Annotated in this window: 21 protein-coding genes and 1 tRNA gene; 15 read left to right on the forward strand and 7 right to left on the reverse strand. The window is 57.6% G+C overall.

Annotated features, from left to right (window positions below; all coding sequences use genetic code 11):
- Positions 1–26: 26 nt before the first annotated feature.
- From glmM to AC0GUR_RS08245, 3 genes are all read left to right on the forward strand, one after another.
- Positions 27–1,379, forward strand: coding sequence for a phosphoglucosamine mutase (gene glmM, locus AC0GUR_RS08235; protein WP_472876976.1), 1,353 nt, complete (start codon positions 27–29; stop codon positions 1,377–1,379).
- 126 nt (positions 1,380–1,505) lie between these two features.
- On the forward strand, positions 1,506–2,441 hold the full coding sequence (locus AC0GUR_RS08240; RefSeq protein WP_472876977.1) for an isopenicillin N synthase family dioxygenase: 936 nt from the start codon (positions 1,506–1,508) through the stop codon (positions 2,439–2,441).
- Positions 2,442–3,065: 624 nt separating this feature from the next.
- Entirely contained in the window at positions 3,066–3,560 is a 495-nt protein-coding gene (locus tag AC0GUR_RS08245) for a hypothetical protein (protein WP_472876978.1), read from the forward strand.
- Between the two features lie 2 nt (positions 3,561–3,562).
- Here AC0GUR_RS08245 and AC0GUR_RS08250 read toward each other — a convergent pair whose 3' ends face one another.
- Positions 3,563–4,378, reverse strand: coding sequence for an SDR family NAD(P)-dependent oxidoreductase (locus tag AC0GUR_RS08250; RefSeq protein WP_472876979.1), 816 nt, complete (start codon positions 4,376–4,378; stop codon positions 3,563–3,565).
- A gap of 121 nt (positions 4,379–4,499) precedes the next feature.
- Between AC0GUR_RS08250 and tpiA the strand changes: the two genes are divergently transcribed.
- The 4 genes from tpiA (at position 4,500) to AC0GUR_RS08270 (ending at position 7,276) form a co-directional block, all read left to right on the forward strand.
- Entirely contained in the window at positions 4,500–5,249 is a 750-nt protein-coding gene (gene tpiA, locus AC0GUR_RS08255) for a triose-phosphate isomerase (protein ID WP_472876980.1), read from the forward strand.
- A 24-nt stretch (positions 5,250–5,273) separates the two neighbouring features.
- Positions 5,274–5,720, forward strand: coding sequence for a preprotein translocase subunit SecG (gene secG, locus AC0GUR_RS08260; protein WP_472876981.1), 447 nt, complete (start codon positions 5,274–5,276; stop codon positions 5,718–5,720).
- Positions 5,721–5,731: 11 nt separating this feature from the next.
- Positions 5,732–5,816: transfer RNA gene (locus tag AC0GUR_RS08265), tRNA-Leu, on the forward strand.
- A gap of 164 nt (positions 5,817–5,980) precedes the next feature.
- Positions 5,981–7,276 (forward strand): tyrosine-type recombinase/integrase, encoded by a 1,296-nt coding sequence (locus AC0GUR_RS08270; RefSeq protein ID WP_472876982.1) that lies wholly within the window; start codon positions 5,981–5,983, stop codon positions 7,274–7,276.
- Between the two features lie 125 nt (positions 7,277–7,401).
- On the opposite strand, the gene AC0GUR_RS08275 is transcribed toward AC0GUR_RS08270, so the two are convergent.
- From AC0GUR_RS08275 to yecR, 4 genes are all read right to left on the reverse strand, one after another.
- Positions 7,402–8,082 carry a DUF6998 domain-containing protein gene (locus AC0GUR_RS08275; protein WP_472876983.1) on the reverse strand — a complete coding sequence of 227 codons (681 nt, stop codon included), beginning with the start codon at positions 8,080–8,082 and terminating at the stop codon, positions 7,402–7,404.
- Positions 8,083–8,085: 3 nt separating this feature from the next.
- Positions 8,086–8,580 (reverse strand): hypothetical protein, encoded by a 495-nt coding sequence (locus tag AC0GUR_RS08280; RefSeq protein WP_472876984.1) that lies wholly within the window; start codon positions 8,578–8,580, stop codon positions 8,086–8,088.
- Between the two features lie 8 nt (positions 8,581–8,588).
- Positions 8,589–9,053 carry a hypothetical protein gene (locus AC0GUR_RS08285; protein ID WP_472876985.1) on the reverse strand — a complete coding sequence of 155 codons (465 nt, stop codon included), beginning with the start codon at positions 9,051–9,053 and terminating at the stop codon, positions 8,589–8,591.
- A 185-nt stretch (positions 9,054–9,238) separates the two neighbouring features.
- Entirely contained in the window at positions 9,239–9,565 is a 327-nt protein-coding gene (gene yecR, locus AC0GUR_RS08290) for a YecR family lipoprotein (protein WP_472876986.1), read from the reverse strand.
- Positions 9,566–9,753: 188 nt separating this feature from the next.
- Here yecR and AC0GUR_RS08295 point away from each other — a divergent pair, with 188 nt between their 5' ends.
- From AC0GUR_RS08295 to AC0GUR_RS08320, 6 genes are all read left to right on the forward strand, one after another.
- Positions 9,754–9,975, forward strand: coding sequence for a helix-turn-helix domain-containing protein (locus AC0GUR_RS08295; protein ID WP_472876987.1), 222 nt, complete (start codon positions 9,754–9,756; stop codon positions 9,973–9,975).
- A gap of 112 nt (positions 9,976–10,087) precedes the next feature.
- Complete coding sequence (locus AC0GUR_RS08300; protein ID WP_472876988.1) at positions 10,088–10,297, forward strand: hypothetical protein; 210 nt, start codon at positions 10,088–10,090, stop codon at positions 10,295–10,297.
- Positions 10,294–11,211 carry a DNA-binding protein gene (locus tag AC0GUR_RS08305; protein ID WP_472876989.1) on the forward strand — a complete coding sequence of 306 codons (918 nt, stop codon included), beginning with the start codon at positions 10,294–10,296 and terminating at the stop codon, positions 11,209–11,211. Before AC0GUR_RS08300 ends, AC0GUR_RS08305 begins: the two co-directional genes overlap by 4 nt.
- 226 nt (positions 11,212–11,437) lie before the next feature.
- On the forward strand, positions 11,438–11,671 hold the full coding sequence (locus AC0GUR_RS08310; RefSeq protein ID WP_472876990.1) for a helix-turn-helix transcriptional regulator: 234 nt from the start codon (positions 11,438–11,440) through the stop codon (positions 11,669–11,671).
- Positions 11,672–12,335: 664 nt separating this feature from the next.
- The gene (locus AC0GUR_RS08315) at positions 12,336–12,896 is read left to right on the forward strand and encodes a hypothetical protein (RefSeq protein WP_472876991.1); all 561 of its coding nucleotides are present in this window, start codon (positions 12,336–12,338) and stop codon (positions 12,894–12,896) included.
- Positions 12,897–12,910: 14 nt separating this feature from the next.
- Positions 12,911–13,684, forward strand: coding sequence for a hypothetical protein (locus AC0GUR_RS08320; RefSeq protein ID WP_472876992.1), 774 nt, complete (start codon positions 12,911–12,913; stop codon positions 13,682–13,684).
- A gap of 51 nt (positions 13,685–13,735) precedes the next feature.
- On the opposite strand, the gene AC0GUR_RS08325 is transcribed toward AC0GUR_RS08320, so the two are convergent.
- Complete coding sequence (locus AC0GUR_RS08325; protein WP_472876993.1) at positions 13,736–14,188, reverse strand: hypothetical protein; 453 nt, start codon at positions 14,186–14,188, stop codon at positions 13,736–13,738.
- A 136-nt stretch (positions 14,189–14,324) separates the two neighbouring features.
- Between AC0GUR_RS08325 and AC0GUR_RS08330 the strand changes: the two genes are divergently transcribed.
- Both AC0GUR_RS08330 and AC0GUR_RS08335 read left to right on the forward strand, forming a co-directional pair.
- Positions 14,325–14,855, forward strand: a complete 531-nt coding sequence (locus AC0GUR_RS08330) for a TolC family protein (protein ID WP_472877365.1) — start codon at positions 14,325–14,327, stop codon at positions 14,853–14,855.
- A 24-nt stretch (positions 14,856–14,879) separates the two neighbouring features.
- Positions 14,880–15,131, forward strand: a complete 252-nt coding sequence (locus AC0GUR_RS08335; RefSeq protein WP_472876994.1) for a hypothetical protein — start codon at positions 14,880–14,882, stop codon at positions 15,129–15,131.
- A 242-nt stretch (positions 15,132–15,373) separates the two neighbouring features.
- Here the strand turns inward: AC0GUR_RS08335 and AC0GUR_RS08340 are convergent, their stop codons facing one another.
- Positions 15,374–15,877, reverse strand: a complete 504-nt coding sequence (locus AC0GUR_RS08340) for a hypothetical protein (protein WP_472876995.1) — start codon at positions 15,875–15,877, stop codon at positions 15,374–15,376.
- Positions 15,878–16,461 lie beyond the last annotated feature (584 nt).

A 16,461-nucleotide genomic window follows, 5' to 3' on the forward strand; every position in this document is an offset into this window, starting at 1 on the left:
CGAAACGCGAGTGCCTGGAGTTGAACATGACGCAACGCAAGTATTTCGGAACGGACGGCATTCGCGGCATGGTGGGCCAGTGGCCCATCAGCGCAGACTTCATGCTGCGGTTGGGGCGCGCAGTAGGCGTGGTGCTCGCGCGCTATGGCCATCCAAAACCGAAAGTGCTGATCGGCAAGGACACCCGAGTCTCGGGCTATATGTTCGAATCCGCGCTGGAGGCGGGCCTCGTGGCCGCGGGCGCCGATGTCGCGCTGCTTGGCCCGATGCCGACGCCCGGCGTGGCATTTCTTACGCGTTCGTTGCGTGCAGACGCAGGCATTGTCATCAGCGCCTCGCACAATCCGCATCACGACAACGGCATCAAGTTTTTCTCCGCCAACGGCGAAAAGCTTTCCGACGAGGTGGAGCTGGCCATTGAGCAAGAGCTGGATCTCGAATTCACCACCGTGCCGTCGGAGCAACTGGGCAAGGCCATTCGCGTTGCCGATGCGGTGACGCGCTATGCGGAGTTCTGCAAATCCACCGTCTCCGAAGACTTCAACCTGCGTGGGCTGAAGATGGTGCTCGACTGCGCCAACGGTGCCACGTATCAGGTAGCCCCTAAGGTTTTCACCGAGCTGGGCGCGCAAGTGTTTGCCATGGGCGACAAGCCCGACGGCTTCAACATCAATCGCGACGTCGGTTCCACCCACCCGCAAGCACTTCAGCGCGCGGTGGTGGAGCAGGGTGCGGATATCGGCATCGCGTTTGATGGTGACGGCGATCGCGTGCAGATGGTGGACCGCCACGGCAAGCTTGCCGATGGCGACGACCTGCTCTATGTGCTCGCCAACGCCTGGCACACCCAGGGCATGCTGCTCGGCCCCGTGGTCGGCACGCTGATGAGCAACTACGGCCTGCAGCTGGCACTGGGCACTCTCGGCGTCAAACTGATTCGCGCCAATGTCGGCGACCGCTACGTGTTGCAGCAGCTCAAGGAGCATCGCGGCAACCTTGGCGGAGAAACCTCGGGCCACATCCTGTGCCTGGATCGTGCGACCACGGGCGACGGCATTGTCTCCGCACTCGCCGTGCTCGAAGCCCTGTCTTATGCCGGCAAGGATCTCGCTGAGGCGCGCGAGGGTCTGCACAAAATGCCTCAGGTGATGATCAACGTGCGCGCCAATGGCGCCCGCGAAGCCCTGCACAGCGAACCCGTGCGCGAAGCCTTGGCAGAGACCGAACGGGCCCTGGCGGGGCGGGGCCGCGTGGTATTGCGCGCCTCCGGCACCGAGCCCCTGGTGCGCGTCACGGTGGAGGCCGCGGACGAGGCAGAAGTGCGCCAGTTGGCCGAACAGCTCGCAGGTGTCGTAAAATCTAGCGCTGAACGCTCGTGAGCCTGTCAGGGCCGGCCCAGCACTGCTGATACCGGCCCTACAACCCAGGTCGCCAAGGATTGGCCCGACGTGCCCGCCCCCGCGGTGGCGGTAGACAAATGGACCGCAGGCACACCTGGACCCGCCATGAAGAAAGTTCCTACCCTCGACATCCGTCGTTACGACACCGACCGCGCCGCTTTCGTTGCCGAACTGGGCAACGCCTATCGAGAATTCGGTTTCTGCTGCATCAGCGGCCACGGCATTCCGCGCGAACTGATTGACGGCGCCTACGAGTCGTTCCAGCAGTTCTTCGCCCTGCCCACCGAAACCAAGCTGAAGTACAACGTGCCCGGTAGCGGCGGCGCTCGCGGCTACACGCCGTACAAGGTGGAAACCGCCAAGGACAGCAAGCACGCCGACCTCAAGGAGTTCTGGCATGTGGGCCGCGAGATTCCGCGCGACTCGAAGTTTGCCGACGTGATGCCGCCCAACATCTGGCCGACCGAAGTAGAGAACTTCAAGAAGAACGGTTACGGCCTGTTCGAAGCACTCGACCAGCTCGGCTCGCGCGTGCTGCGCGCGCTGGCGTTGCACATCGACCTGCCTGAGCACTTCTTCGACGACAAGATCAACCAGGGCAACTCCATCCTGCGCCCGATCCACTACCCGCCAATCACCGAGGAAAACATTCCCAACGTGCGCGCGGGTGCGCATGAAGACATCAACTTCATCACCTTGCTGGTGGGCGCCAGCGCCGAGGGCCTCGAAGTGCTCACGCGCGAAGGCGAGTGGCTGCCCATCACCACCGAAGGCGATGCCATCGTGGTGAACATCGGCGACATGCTGCAGCGCCTGACTAACCATGTGTATCCGTCGACCACGCATCGCGTGGTGAATCCGCAGAACGAGAACGCGCGCAAGCCGCGCTACTCGGTTCCGTACTTCCTGCATCCGAATCCGGACGTGGCGCTCGATCCGCTGCCGCAGACGGTTTCGGCGGAAAACCCGAGTCGCTACGACACCAGCATCACCTCGCACGAGTATCTGCTGCAGCGTTTGCGTGAGATCAAGCTGATATAACGCGATGCCCATCTCCCTCTCCCCTCCGGGGAGAGGGTTGGGGTGAGGGGTGGGTGCTCGCGAGCACGCGTGTCCCCCTCACCGTCATCCCCGCGGAAGCGGGACAAGCGCGAAGCGCGCAGAGCGTCTGCAGGGGCTGGTGCTTGCGAGAACGAATGTTTCCCTCACCGTCATCCCTGCGAAGGCAGGGATCCAGTGACTTGGCTCTTGGCCTTGAATGTGGCGCTACCGCCAGCGTGCCGCCTACGCGGCGGGCGTTTCGACCTTCTGCCGAAGGCCGAGTCACTTTTCTTTTGCTGGCCCAAAAGAAAAGTAACCCAAAGAAAATGGCCTTCAGAGCGAGGTCGTCGTAGCGTCGTGACTAATACGAGCCTTGGCGTCCGCGAAGCCCGGATCGTCACGATCGTCCGACACGCGTGTCGGCTACACCGCAACGCGCCATCGCGAAGAGGACTTAAGGCAGTCACTCGCTTCGTCGTTAGTTATGGATTGCGCGATGCACCCCACTTCTCCCTCTCCCCTCCGGGGTGAGGGGCGGGTGCTTGCGGAAGCGCCCATGACTTCCGATCCATCCCCCAAACTATTCCAACCGCTACGCTCCCCCCCACTCGCAAGGAGCCAGCGATGCGCCTCTCCCCAATCCTTCTGCTCGCCTTCCTATCCTGCAGCAGCACCGCCATAGCCGCCGACGATCCCTTCCGCGAATACGCCGACCTGTTGGGCCACTGGACCTGCCACGGCGTATTCCCCGCCAGCGGCAAAACCATCGATTCCAACATCCGCTTTGAAACAGATATGAGCGGCAAGGCCCTCATCAAACACCACGATGACACCACGCCCTCAGCCCTCTATCACGCCATCGAAGCATGGGGCTACGACGCCAAATCAGGCCACTACAACGCCACCATCCTCGACAGCTTTGGCGGCGCGCGCATCTTCACTTCAACAGGCTGGAGTGACCAAGGGTTGGTGTGGGTCTCCGCACCCGAAGTAACGCCCGCGCAGCGCTTCGTCTATGTACGCATCGCGCCAAACCGCTTGCGCATCGACTGGCAAGTCGAGCGCAAGGGTGAGCTGGTGGTGGGTGATACGCTAACTTGCGACCGCCAAGCCAACTAGCACTACGCCGCATCTCCCAGCGCGCGGTAGCGCTTCGACTCCCGCGCCGACAACCACAACGTCAACCGATCCGGCAGCAACTTCACCAGCGCCTTGATGGAGCGATTCACACCGCCGGTCACATGCACCACGTCGCCACGTTCGACGGCATCGTGGCCTTCGCGCACCACCACTTCAGCCGTTTGCCACATGAAGCCCGGTAGCTTGTTCATTAGTTCGCGCGTGCCGGTGACATCGTGGAATTCCGACCAGGTGAAGCCCGGGCACAACGCGCAGACGTGCACGCCAAGATGCTGGTTCTCGAGCGCGAGTGATTGCGAGAACTTGATCAGATAAGCCTTGCTCGCCCCATACAACGTATGCCCAGCCGAGCCGGGTACATGGCCTGCAAGTGAGGCCACATTGATGATGCGGCCATAGCCCCGTTCACGCATGCCGGGCAGCAGGCGCCAGGCCAATTCCGCCGGGGCGGTCATCAGCACGCGGATAAAAGCCTCGTGCACGGCCCAGTCATTGGCCTCGAACGTACCCGGCACGCCATAGCCTGCATTGTTCACCAGCCAGTCCACCTTGAGTCCACGCGCCTCCAGGGCGTCGCAGAGTTGGTGCACGGCGGCAGGGTCGGCCAGGTCGGCGGGCAGCACGGTCACGGTGGTCTGATGCTTGTCCCGCAGTGCCTGCGCCAAGGCCTCAAGCCGCTCCACCCGGCGAGCCGTCAGCACCAGGTCATGGCCGCGCGCGGCCAGGTCGTGGGCAAAGGCGGCGCCGATACCGGCGGAGGCACCCGTGATCAGGGTCAATGGGCGGGCTGGCGTCATCAAGTGGTCTCCTTGTGGTGCTGTCGATTTTTGCCGTGAATGCAAGGGTTTGTCAGTCGTGCGTTGCCAGTGGCATGGTCGCTCGCTAAGCTTTCGGGTTTACACGCAACGGATCAGGGATATGCGCAAGAAACTCGTCGCCGGCAATTGGAAGATGCATGGCAGCCGCAGCATGGCGGCCGCACTGGTGGGCGACATTGTTGCCGCATTGCCGTCTTCCATCGACGTCGCCGTGTTTCCTCCCTTTCCGTACCTGGGTGAACTTGCTGCGCAACATGTCGGTTCCGGCCTCGGTTTTGGTGGCCAGGACGTGAGCGAGCATTTGGGGCAGGGTGCCTACACGGGCGAGGTCTCTGCCGCCATGTTGGCCGATACCGGCGCGCAGTGGGTACTGGTGGGCCATTCGGAGCGTCGTCAGTATCACCACGAAACCAACGAGCAGGTCGCCCGCAAATTTGCGGCAGCCCGCGCTGGTGGCCTCACCCCCATTCTTTGCGTGGGTGAAACGCTGGCCGAGCGCGAAAACAGCCTCACCGAAGCCGTGGTGGCCCGTCAGCTCAAGGCCGTGATCGAATTGAACGGCATCGCCGCGTTCGATACCGCCGTTATCGCCTATGAGCCCGTATGGGCCATTGGCACCGGCCATACCGCCACGCCAGAACAGGCGCAGCACGTTCATGCGTTCATCCGTAGCCAACTCGCAAAAGAAGATGCTATGATTGCCCGTCTGACCCGGCTGCTTTACGGCGGCAGTGTCAAAGCGACGAATGCTGCGGAATTGTTCGCGCAGTCGGACGTGGATGGAGGGTTGGTCGGGGGTGCCTCATTGGCCGCTGCCGATTTCCTGGGAATCTGCGCTGCGGCGCACTAAGCGCTACGGACTCTTAAGACAACCATGTTCGTCATCTTCAGCGTTTTCTACATCTTGATCGCCGCGGCGATGATCGTGCTGATTCTGATGCAGCGCGGTGCCGGCGCGGACGCAGGCTCCGGCTTCGGCGGCGGCGCGTCTGCCACGGTATTCGGTGCGCGCGGCTCTGCCAGCTTCCTTACCCGTACCACGGCTGTGCTCGCGGCGTTGTTCTTCGTGCTCAGCCTCAGTATGGGTATGTATCTCGGTCACCACGGTGCACCGCAGAGCAGTAACGGCAGCGATCTGGGCGTGATGTCCGGGGTTGCCAATAAGCCGGCAGCAACGCAGAATGCGCAGCCCGCCGCACCGGCCAACGCGGAAATCCCGCAGGCCACCAAGTCGGCGCAGGGCGACGTCCCCGCGGCAACGGCTCCGGCCAAGCCCGCAGGTGATGTGCCGGCAGCGACGGAACCGGCAAAGAAAAACTAAGTAAGACACCTGCCCAGGTGGCGGAATTGGTAGACGCACTACCTTGAGGTGGTAGCGCCGAGAGGCGTGGGGGTTCGAGTCCCCCCTTGGGCACCAATCGAAGTTTCAGGATGTCTCACGCGATCTCCTGATCTGCACTAAGCCCCGGTTTTCCGGGGTTTTTTGTATCTGGCGTTCTCACCTCTGCTCAGGGGGTCTTGGACATTTGGGTATGATTTTGGGCATGATCTTGCCATTCATACCCAAATTGGTCCCTCGTTATGCCACGCCTCGCCGACCCGCTGACTGAGCTTCAGGTACGCAAAGCCAAGCCTGCTGAGAAGGCGTACTCCTTGGCCGATGGCAATGGGCTGTCACTGTTGGTGAGCCCAGCAGGCCGAAAGACTTGGTCAGTGCGCTATCGCCTACCGGATGGGTCACGCCCCGCGCCAGCAACTATTGGCCACTATCCCGCGATGTCACTTGCTGACGCTCGCGTGCGTGCCATTGAGGTGCTGCGAGAAGCTGGGCAGGGGAAGATCACCGCAGGTATGCGCAAGGCACAGCAGCAGGTCATTGCTGCCGAGGGTGCTGAACAGTTAGCAGAGACACAGGCGCAGGCCGATACGCAACGTGCATCTTTCCAATCTGTTTCGAGCCGCTGGTTGTCCGAGAAGCGTTCTAGTTGGGCGGTCGAAACCTACCGTAAAGCACTGTTGGTAGTGAACTCGTACCTCGTGCCCAAGCTCGGGGATATGGATATGCGGACGCTTGAAACCAAGGATGTTCGTCCGGTGTTGCTCGCCATGTCATCGGACACGCCGCAGCTTGCTCGAAAGGCGCGCCAGTACGTTGGCAGCATCGTTGACCATGCCATCAATGAGGGGTTGAGACCTGATGAAAGCTCTCTCAGGTTGGCGCGGATACTTCCGTCTTTCCGTAGTGGCCACATGCCAGCGGTGACGGACGATGACAGCAAGTTAGGTGAAGTCATGCGCGCCATTGATCGTTATGAGAATCGCGTTGTGCGTGCCGCGTTAATCCTTGCAGCATTGACCGCGATGCGCTCCGGCGTGGTTGCTAGTGCCCGGTGGTCAGAAATCGACCTTGATGCTGGAGAGTGGAGGATACCGGGCAAGAATCCAGATGGTACTAACCGTATGAAGACCGGGCAGGACTACAGTACCTCACTGCCGGAGCAAGCCCTCGTTGTGCTGCGAGAGATGCACGAGCGAAACATGGGAGGGGAGTACGTCTTCCCTCCGCAAGCTCGTCAGATGACGCCGCATCTAAGCCGCGATGCATTAAGCAAGGCGCTTCGGGAAATGGGCTTTCAGGGTGAGCACACTACGCATGGGTTCCGCGCCTCATTGCGTACCCTTGGCCGGGAACGCCTTGGTATCGATGTGGACGTTTTGGAGGCACAGCTTGCTCATGCTCCGAAAGACGAGGTGGAGGCAGCTTATGCCCGCGTCAAATTCCGGGAGCAACGGCGAGAGGTTATGCAGGCTTGGGCCAACTATCTGGATGGGTTGAAGAGTGGTGCAAACGTGACGCCATTCAGGCGCAGGGCATAGGTATAGGCTCGGACAGGTGGCCTATCTGTTTCTTTTTCGGGGTGCTGAATAACGGTGGGGATAGCTGTTTGGGTGGCCCCGTCGCATGCCTGCCTGATAGAGGGTGACTGTTGCCGTCACCTTCTTCATTGCCCTTCCCGGGCCTGCAAAGTTTCGATGACAACGCCACCCAATTGGCGGGTGTTGTACTCGTTGCCGTTTCCGTTCTTCGTGCTCACACCAAGGGTCGCGGCCAATTTTCGAAGCTCCGGTTTGGCCGGAACGACCAGGTTGCCATGGTGGAAAACCTCGATGGTTCCACTCTCTAGCTCACGAACGACGCACTCACCAATCTTGCCAAAGCGGGCCACAGGAATTTCATCGGAGCCCGCCTTTCGCTCTCGCTTGAACTTGGATAGTGCAATGTCAAAGCCGCCATTACCGTTCGCTTTCATCAAGAGCCTGGCTTCTTCGAGTGAGCCATCAAAGAGGATTTCAACCTCTCGCTCCTCTCCATTGACGCGGAAGACCATTACGCGGTCCACGAACTGGAGAGTGTTCGCTGTAAAAGTGACGTGGCCCGCACTGCCCATCATGGCCGTGGTCTTGACAGAAATGCGCTCGCCACTTTTTGAGCGCACGTCATATCCTTTCTCGTTGACGGTCAAAGCAAGCTGGCCGTTGGTGACAACGCAGGCATAGAGCTCACCGATGCGGCCACACAGATGGCGGAGCTCCGTCTCCTTTACTCCCCAATTGATTTCTCGCTCCAACCAGGCAAGCGCATCGCCCAGGGACTGGATGAGTTGCATCTGAGTGAGTGACATGGGTTAGTAGCCCCGAACAACACCGACCAGCATGTGGCCAGAATGTTGAAATTGGTGGTCATCTTCCGGTGTCTTATCATTGCTCATGGCTTTGTAGTAGATGCCAAGAGCCTCCCATCCCCTCTTGCCCGCGTTGTAAAGCTCAGCGTTCGATGCGTCTCCGTAACGCTTGAGCTCCGCGTACCCTTTGCCGTGGTCCTTGAACAGGACCGTACCCTGCGCAATCCCGACCCCGCCCCACCAGACAAGCGCCCGTTGCTGGTCTTCCATACCACGAGACAAACGGTCTGCGGCGCCGAGAATGAAGTAGAGATACCGAAGCTTCTGTTGGTCGTCGTCAAACTCGACCACATCTTTGCCCATCGTCAGCATCAAATGCTGAAGGTTTAAGAAGTGCTGGAAGTGGCCATTGAAGAACGCAAACTCCGACTTTTGCTCCCTGTCGAAATCCACGCGCTTGGTTTTATTGAGCATCCGATAGAGCAAGCCCACACTCATGCTTCCTTTTAGTTGCTAGCGGCCATGGGCGCATCCCCGTCATCGCAATTCACATCATGGTCTATGGATATGCGCTTACCCGGAATGACGAGCCCGAGAAGGTTCCGGTCTTCGTCCGTGTTCTGGTTGCGAATGATTTTTCCGTTCTGAATGAAGAACCACCAAGTCTGGGCGCCGGTATAGCCGCCATAACCATTCTTCGCATTGATTGATGCGCAGACCGAATAGCCATAGATGGGATGCTTTTCAGCAACGGCCCACTCTTTCCGTGGCTTCGAGAAGTGGACGTACCGGGCGGACTCGGGATCCTTGAGGCTGGTTTCTGCCCAGGCTTTGATAAGCCCCTCTACATCTGGTGGATACGCCCCAAAGTCGGCGTGCTCCATGTCTGGGACAATCTGAGGGTCCTTGGCAAGGACGGGCATGGCCGCAACAGCGACAAAAAGACTCAGTGCAATCCATGACTTGCGCATATACATCCTCCCCTGTGGTCTTCGCATTATCTTGTGTGGAGCTATCCTCTTCCACTCTGTCCTTTGGTGAGGTTCTTTCGCAGACTAGAACCAGCGTCACCCTCCTCAGTGACCGCCTGAACTGTTCTAGGGTCTGTGCTTTGCGCATGGTATTCGCAGCGCTAGGTTTCGATCCGGTATAGGGATTACGGGTTCGATGAAGTCGTGCACTGATATTCCACGGTCACAAGTCTGTCGCCGCAGCTTCCAAATCCCCGCCGTGACTGACATGTAGTGCTTTGCGAGCCAAACGATTCCGCACCTTTGTAGCCCCAGGCCATGCACTTTTGTGTGGCCAGATGATTGGCTTGCACTTCGCTAGCGTTAGGCCGTTGAAATTCGTTGCTCTCATAAGAGAGGCGAACCACGCCATCTGCGCGGCTTCCTCCGGTGACCAGCCAGTCCTTTTGGGTGGCGCACCCACTGAGAAGAAGAACGGCGACGGTCGCGCAACACGCCATGAGCTGCTTCATGTAGTTCCCTCTTGAGTCTACGGCTATGAAAATTGACGGTCACAAGGCGCAAGGGAGTGCCGTTTGCCCCTGGTCCCTTGATTGATCGTAAAATGTTGCGATCAAATTGTCACTCATAGAGGGTGTCCTTATAGAGCGTGGCCCGATAAGGGCCTTCGTTCCATCGTTTCTCCTGGCCGGAGGAAGCGATGCCCAAGGATCCACTCACCCTCTTCGGGTTGCGACTTGCTGAAATTAGAAAGGCCAAGGGGCTCTCTCAGGAGCGCCTAGCTTTGGAGAGTGGGCTTGCTCGGAGTTACCTCGGCGGTGTCGAACGCGGGCAGCGCAACATAGCTTTGCTCAATATCCATCGCCTTGCCGAGGCGCTTGGGGTTTCGCCGGCGACACTGCTGGAACCGCCCGGTCGCTGACCTCTAACGGGCAGGTCGTCTAGATATTCCTGCTCACCCCGGAGCGACTTCGGGAGCGGGTTTCTGATTCGTCACCCTATAAAGACGAGAGAAACCCTGAGAGGAGGAACCCATGTTTGATGCAGAGCCAAGAAAGCTGGCTGCAGCCCTAGCGCTAAGTGAGCCACTAAACATCCGCACGGTAGCTTTTGATGTTCCGACCTTCGATCGGCTCAAGCAGTTTCAGCGACGGTTAGAGAGCTTGATCCGTAGGGATACGGGAAATGCAGAGGTACTGAAATACCTCATCTATACGCACCCGGAAGTGCGGGGTATGCCATGAGCCTTTGGGATGTCGTGGGCCAGCTAAGGGCAGCAGAAGCACGCATGTTGCCCCTGTCGGATGTAAGAACCCTGCCATCTCTTCAGCCCCGCAACGGGCGATTGGTACCTTTCAAAGACTGTGGCCGAGTCGAGCAACGCAGTGCTGAGCACAGCACCGCACTTGGTCTGGTGCTGGATTGCAGCAGAGACGCGCAGTTGGAACCGATCTTGGTGGCCGACATTTCAGACGATGGCGGCCCCAACGTGGCTACTGCCTTGTATGTTGTGGATGGGCATCATCGCCTCGCTGCTTATCAGGCAGCCAAACGGGAGGCCATTCCGGCTCGTGTTCTTCAGATGAGCCTCGCCACCGCCGTACTCGTCTCCAAGCCGATCAACTGCACTGGGCGATCCCTGGAGATGCATAGGGAACAGAGGCTGGATGCAGCATGGCAGTACTTGGCGGCGGTAACTGAGAGAGGCGCATCGGCACTGCCGGAAGGGGAGTCTACGCGTACCGTTGCCCGCAGCTTTGGCATAGGACACAACACGGTGGCGCGAATGCTGGCTGAGTTAAGCGGCGTCGATCTGAAAGACTTTCCACCAGGGACGCGAGATGCAGGTACTGGTTGGCCTTGCTGGCGCTACGTTCGTCAGCCCAAATCGCCGTGGCAGACGTCGCTAGAGTTGCTTCCCGAGGACGAGAAGGTGCAGCGAGTAGCAATGAAGCTTGCTCGTAGCATCGTAGATCTCATGGATAAGTCTTGCCCGTTATCCCGGGCGCGAGCATTGGAGATACTTGCGCACGAGGAGATTGAAGTGTCCGGCTCCATTGAAGCCGTGGACTTTCTCGCCAAGGCGGTGCGTCCGCACGGGACATGTGTGGAGCTTGTCCTGTCCCAATGGGACAGAGGCATTGGTCTGTCCATCTAGGCTCCCCGGTGGTGTCCCAGAACAGCTTGCACATGGGGACAGCCATGCTCGAAGCAGAGCCCCAGCCTGTGACCTAAATTTGAACTACGAATCCGAGGCGGCAATTAGATCCGTTTAGGGTCGAGTTCCCCCCATATCCCGCCGCCTTTCAGGCGAGTGGTCAGAGATGGACATGACACGGCAAGAACATCTGCCGCTGTCTCGACGCGCATAAAGGAATGAATGCATGAAAGAAAATACACAATGCTTGCCAGCCATCCTCCGGCTTCCAGAGGTGCTTCGCATGGTTGGCCTGTCACGCCCAAGCATCTACCGCATGATGAAGGCGGGGGCGTTCCCGGGGCAGGTGCAGCTCAGTCCGGGTGCTGTTGGTTGGCTTTGCTCGGAAATAATTGGATGGTTGGCGAGCAGGGTTGCCGCTAGAGAAGTGCAGGGAAGTGGTGCGAGCGTTTCGGTTTGATGCCCGAATAGGGACTACAATCGACCGAGCTTCCTGGTGTCTCCGCTGAGTGGTGTGTACCCAAGCGGTTCATTTTGGGTATGAAGTTGGGTAGGAATGGTTGTTGGCTGGACTCGACTTCCTTAAGAATCAGATGGTTGTGGCTCGATGCGGGTCTCCCCTTGGGCACCATTAACGAAAATTTAACATATTGGCAAGGGATTGTCGATTTGTTGAATTAAGGAAAACAACGACTTAGGCCATCCGAAAGGGTGGCCTAAGTCGTTTCAGGCGGCAAAAAATGCACCCGTGCACCAAGATTGCACACAGAAGTGCACCATCCGCCGGCGCTTTACGATTGATCGCTTTTCCGTCCCCGATGATGCGCTTTTTTGCCGGCAAGCTAACCTCCTTGAAGCTCTCTAACGGCGCGCTAAGAATGTCTGCTTCCGCTTGTAGCAGGCATGGTCTTGCTGCTTGGCAAGCCACTGCAAAACAACATTCGTGGACAGGATGCCCAATACGATTGTTTGTCAATCGAAGGGGTGAGTTTGCGACATTGTAGGGGCCGATCATAAAGTGAGTGCTCGGCTTGCACGCTAGCTAGCAATCTGCCTAAATTTGCTCGATAGGCACTTGCGCCATTCTTTTAGCTGTTTTCTACCAACAGGGACAGGGGATTAAAATGAGCAGCGCTGGTGAAGCAACAACGAAGGTTGTTGAAATTCTTGCCGCATTTGAGACAGAGCAGCGGCTTCGTATCGTGAAAGCGTCTCTCACTCTCCTCGGGGACGACTTTATTGCTGCAAAGCCACAGGGCCGCCTTGATGGGGAAGGCAGGTCGCGTATGAATCAAGGCGGCGAAGACCCTGACAACATGTCCATCCACGCGTCAGCACAGAAGTGGATGCACAAGAATGGCATCACCCTGGAAAAAATTGAGAATTATTTTCATTTTGATCAGGGGCAGGTTTCCGTTATTGCGCTGCTTGGTAATGCAACGTCCAAGCGGGAGCAGACGATGGATGCGTACCTTACTCAGGGTCTGGCTGCATATTTGATAACGGGTGAGGCCTCATTTTCTGACGCGGATGCGCGCCAACTATGTGTGTCGCAAGGCTGCTACGACGCGGGCAATCATCAGAAGTCTATTAAGGCGCTCCAGAATAAGATTACTGGGAACAAGTCATCTGGATTTAAGCTGACGGCGCCCGGATTGAGCGCGGCCGCTGAACTTATCAAGTAACCGCAAGGCGAAAGATGCTTAATCCGTCTTTAGCTTTCTCAAATTTGCCGAAAGAATTACGGGATGAATTGATTGAGTGCTATCAGTCAATCATTACAAACTATTCAGAGGGGCGCTGGGAGCCCGCCGAGCTAAATGGCGGTAAATTCTGTGAGATTGTTTATTCAATTGTTCGTGGCGCGCTGACTGGATCGTATCCAATTCGGGCATCGAAGCCGGCCAATATGGTTGATGCGTGTCGGGCATTGGAGGCAATGCAACCAACGCCGAATACCATCGGTAGTCGATCGCTGAGAATCCAAATTCCCCGCCTGCTTCCTTACCTATATGAAATAAGGAACAATCGAGGAGTTGGTCATGTTGGTGGTGATGTAAGTCCGAACGCGGCTGACTCGGCAATGGTGCTGTCTGCGACGTCGTGGGTCATGGCTGAGTTGGTGAGAATTTTCCACGGAATGACGCTCAGTGAAGCGCAGGAGGTGGTCAACGCATTGGTTAGTCGTCGTCACCCCCTGGTCTGGGGTGTGGCTGATGTAAAGCGAGTTTTAGATTCGTCGCTCAAGAAGTCTGATCAAGTTCTTGTCTTGCTTTATTCCGAGCCGAGTTGGGTTGACGTGGAGTCGCTCCGAGGTTGGGTCGAATACGCAAATAAGACCCAATTTAAAAGCAAGGTTTTATCCCCTCTTCACAAGCGAAGGGATATCGAATTCGATCAAAAGAGCGCACGTGTTCAAATCACACCCAAAGGAATGGCTGACGTCGAAAGGAGGCTTATGCCTGCCGTTTAAGGGTAGTCATACTGGCTGCCAGCACTCGGTGACATTCGGCTGACGTCGGGCTCAATTAGGGCGCATGTACAGCATGTCATTAGTGTTCTTCGGCTCAAATATGCGATGCGGGTGTACCCCGACCCGGTGCTCGAAGGACATGAAGAAGCCTAAGGTGTTTGAAGCTTCCGCTTTTGAGCCGCAGCGGACCTTTTGAAATTGGCCTGCACCGGGCAGTAGCAGCAGAGTGACCATTGCCAGCGCGCTGTTCAGACCGCGCCGGAACACAGTGCAGCCGTCACCGGATCCGGACAAGTAACCATTCTTCGGTTCTGGTCCCCGTTGGGGACTCGACGAAATTGGTGCACCAAAATTGCACCAAAATCGGTGGTAGCCCTTACGCAGCCTCGTTTCTGGTTGCCCCCCTTGGGCACCAATCAGCGATAACGATGTTTTGCATCGATATCCAGTAAGAACAAAGAAACCGCCGAAAGGCGGTTTTTTTGTGTCTTGATCGGTCGACATGCACACTTGAGTTAGCGCTTCTTAGGGTCCGCATTCTCTCTCGGTGGTGATTAGGGGGGGGCTTGATAGAGTGACTCGAAGCTCAAGAAAAGCACTCTGACCCCTTTTGGCTGCGGAAGCGGATACCCAGTTGCAGGTGGCTAAGGCGCAATGGGTTGATCTTGGCGAAAGCCGCGCGCACTACGAGCACGCCATCGCGACACTTGTTGGCGTGCCGCCTTCTGCACTGGACCTGTCAGCGTCGACATCGCCGATGGTTTTGCCGAGTTCGCCCGTTGGCGTTCCATCGATGCTGCTGCAACGCCGGCCCGATATCGCTGCCGCGGAACGACGCGTCGCCGCGGCCAATGCGGATGTGGGCGAAGCGACTTCGGCATTCTTCCCGGAGCTGATGCTGTCGGCTTCGGGCGGCTTTGAGGCGTCAAATTTTGCGCAATGGGCGTCGCTGCCCAGTCGCTTCTGGGCCATAGGACCAGCCTTGGTCGGCACGATCTTCGATGGCGGTCGCCGCAAGCACCAGCTGGAGGCGGCGCAGGCCCGAGAAGATGCGGCTGCGGCGGACTATCGGCAAACGGTGCTGACGGCCTTTCAGGATGTCGAGGACAATCTGGCCTCATTGCGCGTGCTGTCCGACGAGGCGACAGTTCGACAGCGGGCCGTCGACTGAGCGCTTCAGGCGGAAACGTTAGCCATGACGCGTTACAAGGCAGGTGTCACGGACTACCTGGAAGTGGTGACGACAAAGGCCACCAGCCTCGCGCAACGCCGCGCGTATGACGACCTGACGCGGCGGCAACTGGAGAGCAGCATCCGCCTGATCAAGGGGCTTGGCGGAAGCTGGCAGGGTCTCGCGGCACGGATTTCGCTGGGCTCAAAGGTCGGTACACATACAGCTCGTCACGGCGCGGCAAATGCCTCAGCTATTCATGTGTCCAGCGATTAGGGCCAGTTATCGTGGGTAAGGCGGGCGTCTGAAACTCGACTCGGATACTTTTAAGTTGAGTTAGAAGCAAGGTCGCGCATGGAAATGTGGATCATTTCTTAAGGTGCGTCCGAGCCTCTCTTTCTTTCATCTTTTTCCTAAGCGCCTCACCAGATCCGGCTGGCGACTTTTTCTGATCAGGATTCGCTTGATTGCGACCCGTGTCCTGGCGTTCCTTATCGGGTTTCTTGGGTGGTTCGGATTCAATGCCCATGAGTAATATCCAGTTGGCTAAGGCCGGCTATCGCGAACATAAGCAATTGCAGAGTCACGCCAGTCAGAAGTGACCAGCCAGCACGCGCAACTGCATCGGCCGTCTTATCGTTTTGGTCTGAATTTCGAGCGGTCGCTACAGCAAGGTCGGCGATCCGATCATCGAGAAATTCTTCATTGCTAACAGGGTTGTCTGGCCATGACGCAATCAGGTCTTCGGGTGCCGATGGACTTTCAAAGTTCTTTATGCGAACGGCGTAAATGCTCAGGGCCAATGCAGCCAGAAAACAAAGCGCTGTCGGTGGCACCAATCCTATAGGCACTTTGAACTCGGTTATAAAAACCCTTACCTCGTCGAGCTTGAACGCAAGGGATCCAATGTAGAAGGTAATGATAGTGATGTATAGCTTTGCTTTGCTTTCCAGTGATTCGTAACGATCATTCTCCTCATCGTAAAGAGAACGGAAGTACTGATACTGAATTTCAGTAGCCATGGCATCGTATACCCAAGCATCTGAACTGGCCGAAAGTACTTGTGACAACGGTGGCGTCGCGAAGTCGCTTCGACATCGGCCAAACGGCCGACTTCAGGACGGCATCCGGATGAAGTGACGATATTTGCCTTCCCGCATCGAAGGCACGCCAAGTTGTCAGGCACGAGTCACCGCGATCGTCAAACTCACTTGACCACTATTGTTGCCGTAATACCCCAGTCGGTCGTTGGCAAAGACGAACAGTAGACCGGATCGGTCTGCGACAATCTCAGATGCGCTTCCTATTACGAATGTCTTGCGTTGATCGTCAACATGTGGCTCGCTTTCTTCGAAGATGCGCCCCATTAGCCGGAAATACCTGCCGGAATCCTGGATTCGCGGTGGGTACCCTATGAAATATAGAACGCGTCCATCATAACCATCGGCGTTGCAGGTGATGAACCAGTCTTTCCATGTCCCTGTGGTAGTGAAAACCAAGTGGTCCTTCGCACTCACGAGCACATTTGTTGGCACCCACTCGCTTCCACTGGGAACATCAACGACGGCTACGGAAGTAGGCATAAGTGTGATTAGCCGTATAGTTC

The sequence above is a fragment of the Dyella sp. PARNA 12/25 genome (genome assembly GCF_055702865.1).